Source organism: Micromonospora sp. M51 (genome assembly GCF_018070305.1).
In the GTDB taxonomy this organism is placed as follows: Bacteria; Actinomycetota; Actinomycetes; order Mycobacteriales; family Micromonosporaceae; genus Micromonospora; species Micromonospora parva.
In genome coordinates, this window is sequence record NZ_JAGPXZ010000655.1 from 1 (window position 1) to 3,539 (window position 3,539).

Annotated in this window: 3 protein-coding genes; 1 reads left to right on the plus strand and 2 read right to left on the minus strand. The window is 70.8% G+C overall.

Translation table 11 applies throughout. From position 1 onward, the window contains the following. Positions 1-1,456, minus strand: a 1,456-nt coding sequence (locus tag KBX53_RS26415; RefSeq protein WP_210862232.1) for a DUF885 domain-containing protein, incomplete at its 3' end; no start/stop codon positions are given. A 130-nt stretch (positions 1,457-1,586) separates the two neighbouring features. Between KBX53_RS26415 and KBX53_RS26420 the strand changes: the two genes are divergently transcribed. After that, positions 1,587-2,567, plus strand: coding sequence for a DMT family transporter (locus KBX53_RS26420; RefSeq protein WP_209444463.1), 981 nt, complete (start codon positions 1,587-1,589; stop codon positions 2,565-2,567). 83 nt (positions 2,568-2,650) lie between these two features. Here KBX53_RS26420 and KBX53_RS26425 read toward each other — a convergent pair. Next, positions 2,651-3,539: PHP domain-containing protein (locus KBX53_RS26425; RefSeq protein WP_210862233.1), on the minus strand; the 889-nt coding region annotated here is incomplete at its 5' end.

The following is a 3,539-nucleotide window of genomic DNA, read 5'->3' on the forward strand; positions in this document are numbered from 1 at the left end:
GGACCCGGCAGTGCGCCCGCATGAACTCCCAGCCCAGCTCGGGCGTCCAGCGCTCGCCCGGGTGGAAGCCGAAGGGGTTGTCCTTCGGGATCTCCAGCTCCAGGTGCATGCCGATGTCCACGATCACCCGTGCCGCGCGCATCGCCTGGCCGTCGAGCATGCCCAGCTTGTCGCCCGGGTCGTCCAGGTAACCCAGCTCGTCCATCAACCGCTCCGAGTAGAGCGCCCAGCCCTCGCCGTGCCCGGAGACCCAGCAGAGCAGCCGCTGCCAGCGGTTGAGCAGGTCGGCCCGGACGGCGGTCTGCGCCACCTGGAGATGGTGACCGGGCACGCCCTCGTGGTAGACGGTGGTCACCTCCCGCCAGGTGGAGAAGTCGGTGATGCCCTGCGGCACCGCCCACCACATCCGACCCGGGCGGGAGAAGTCCTCACTGGGGCCGGTGTAGTAGATGGCGCCGTCGCTGGTCGGGGCGAGGCAGCACTCGATGTGGCGGACCTGCTCCGGGATGTCGAAGTGGGTGCCGTGCAGTTCGGTGATCGCCTTGTCGGCCAGCGCCTGCATCCAGTCCCGGAAGGCCTCCTTGCCCTGGATGGTCCGGGCCGGGTCGGCGTCCAACCGGGCCACTGCCTCGTCGACTGTGGCACCGGAGCCGGCGATGCGCCCCGCCACGACGCGCATCTCCTCCTCCAGCCGGGCCAGCTCCGCGAAACCCCAGGCGTACGTCTCGTCCAGGTCGACCTTGGCGCCGAGGAAGTACTGAGAGGCGAGCTCGTAGCGCTCCCGGCCGGCGGCCTGCTTGTCCCGCCCGTGCGGGGCCAGCTCGGTACGCAGGAACTGGCCGAACTCGGCGGTCGCCGCCGTCGCCGATGCCGCGCCCCGACGCAGCTCCGAGCCGAGCGTGCCCTCCGCTCCCAGCCGCTCGACCAGCCCGTGGAAGAAGTTGTCACCGGTCGGGTCGACCCAGATGTCGCACTGCTTGGCCACCTCGACCAACTGCACCTTCGAGCTGACCGCACCGGCGGCGAGCGCCTCGCGCAGGGTGGTCTTGTAGCCCTCCAGGGCGGCGCCGAAACCGTTGAGCCGGGCGGCGATGTTGGCCTGGTCGTCGCTGGTCGCGGTGGGCATCAGGTCGAACACCATGCGGATCTCGTGCAGCCCGCTGGTGATCACACTGACCTCGCTGGTCACCTCGCCGGCGTCGTACCGGGCGAGATCCAGGCCGAGTCGTTCCTGCATGGCCTCCTTGGCGGTCCGTTCCGATTCGGTCTCCGGCTCGGTCACCTCCAGCTCGGCGAGCGTCCGGCGGGTGAGGTCCGCGCGGGCCCGGTAGCCGTCGGGCGACAGGTCGTCGAGCTGATCGTCATGGCCGGCGATGCCGACGAAGGTCGCGCCGGTGGGGCTCAACGGCGCCCACTCGGCCACGTAGCGGTTGGCGAGTTCATCAATTCGTCCCACGCTGCGACACTACGTGACCGCCCCACCGCTTTGTCGCCGACGTTTGTTGTGTTCGAGCTGCGGGTTCGGGCACGGCGTGACGGCCGAAAGGCGCGCGACTTTGTCGTACGGTTACGGCAGAGTGTCAGGGGTGACCACCGATACCACTCCTGACAAAGCGCCGGTCCGCGCCTGGCTGCCCGGCTTCGTCGCCCTCGCCGCGATCTGGGGCTCCAGTTTCCTGTTCATCAAGGTCGGGGTGGCCGAGCTGCACCCTGTTCAACTCACCCTCTACCGGGTCCTCGCCGGGGCGCTGACTCTGCTGGTGGTCCTCGCCGTGCTCCGCGACCGACTGCCCCGCGAGCCACGGGTCTGGGCGCACCTGACCGTCGTCGCCGCCTTCGGCGTGTCAGTGCCGTTCACCCTCTTCGGTTACGGGGAGCAGCGGGTCGAGTCGATGCTGGCCGGCATCTGGAACGCCACCACCCCGTTGATCGTGCTGCCGCTGGCGGTGCTGGTCTTCCGCACCGAGCGACTCACGGTGCGCCGGGCGGTCGGGCTCGGGCTCGGTTTCGTCGGGGTGCTGGTGGTGCTCGGGGTCTGGGAGGGCATCGGCGGGGCACACTTCGTCGGGCAGCTCATGTGCTTCGGCGCGGCGGCCTGCTACGGCGTGGCCATCCCGTACCAGAAGCGGTTCGTCGCCGGCAGCACGCACTCGGGTCTGTCGCTCTCCACCGCGCAACTGCTGCTCGCCGCCGCGCAGTTGGCAATCGTCACCCCCTTCGTCGCCGGCCTGCCGCCGCTGCCCACCGAGCTTTCGGCGGGGGTGGTGGCGAGCGTGCTGACCCTCGGCGCGCTCGGCACCGGCCTCGCGTTCGTGATCAACATGCGCAACATCCGGGTGGCCGGCGCGAGCACCGCGTCCACCGTCACGTACCTGATCCCGATCTTCGCGGTGCTGATCGGTGCCGTGGCGCTCGACGAACGACTCAACTGGCACCAACCGGTCGGCGCGCTGATCGTGCTGCTCGGGGTCGCGGTCTCGCAGGGGATGTTCAGTCGCCGCCGGACCAGCCCGGTGGTCGGCGTCGGCGCACCCGCCACCCCGGCCGCCGAACCCGCCCGCCGCTGAGCGACCACCTGATCGACACGGCTTTTCAGAAATCGGGGTGTCCGGCGGACCCGGACACCCCGATGTCCAGAAACGCGAGTGGATCAGCGCCGGTCGTGCGTCCAGGCCACCAGTTGCTCCGCCGACCACGTGTTGACCACCCGGTCGGCGGGGACACCGCACAGTGCCGCGCGTTCGCAGCCGAACCGCTGCCAGTCGAGCTGGCCGGGCGCGTGCGCATCGGTGTTGATGGCGAACCGGCAGCCGGCCTCCAACGCGCGGCGGATCAGACGCTTCGGTGGGTCCTGCCGCTCCGGCCGAGAGTTGATCTCGACGGCGGTGTCGTGCTCGGCGCAGGCGGCGAAGACGGCGTCCGCGTCGAAGTCGCTCTCCGCCCGGGTACGCGCCCGGTGCCCCCGATCGCCCGGACCGGTCACCCCGGCGGGCCGGGACGACACCATCCGGCCGGTGACGTGGCCGAGGATGTCCAGGTGCGGGTTGGCAACCGCCTTCACCATGCGCCGGGTCATCTTCGACCGCTCGTCCTTCAGCCCGCTGTGCACCGACCCGACCACCACATCGAGGCGCGCCAGCAGGTCGTCGTCCTGGTCCAGGGAGCCGTCAGCGAGGATGTCCACCTCGATCCCGGTGAGGATCCGGAAACCCTCGGGCAGCGCCGCGTTGACCTGCGCCACATGGTCGAGCTGCTGGCGCAGCCGGGCCGCGGTCAGCCCCCGGGCCACCGTCAGCCGGGGCGAGTGGTCGGTCAGCACCAGATACTCGTGGCCCAACTCCACCGCGGCCAACGCCATCTCCTCGATGGGCGAACCGCCGTCGGACCAGTCCGAATGGGTGTGGCAGTCGCCGCGCAGGGCGGCGCGCAGCGCCGTGGCCTCGGCGTCCAGGTCGCTGCCCTCGGTCGCCACCAGCCGGCGCAGGTAGACCGGCTCCTCACCGGCGAGGGACTCCGCCACACAGCGGGCCGTCACGTCA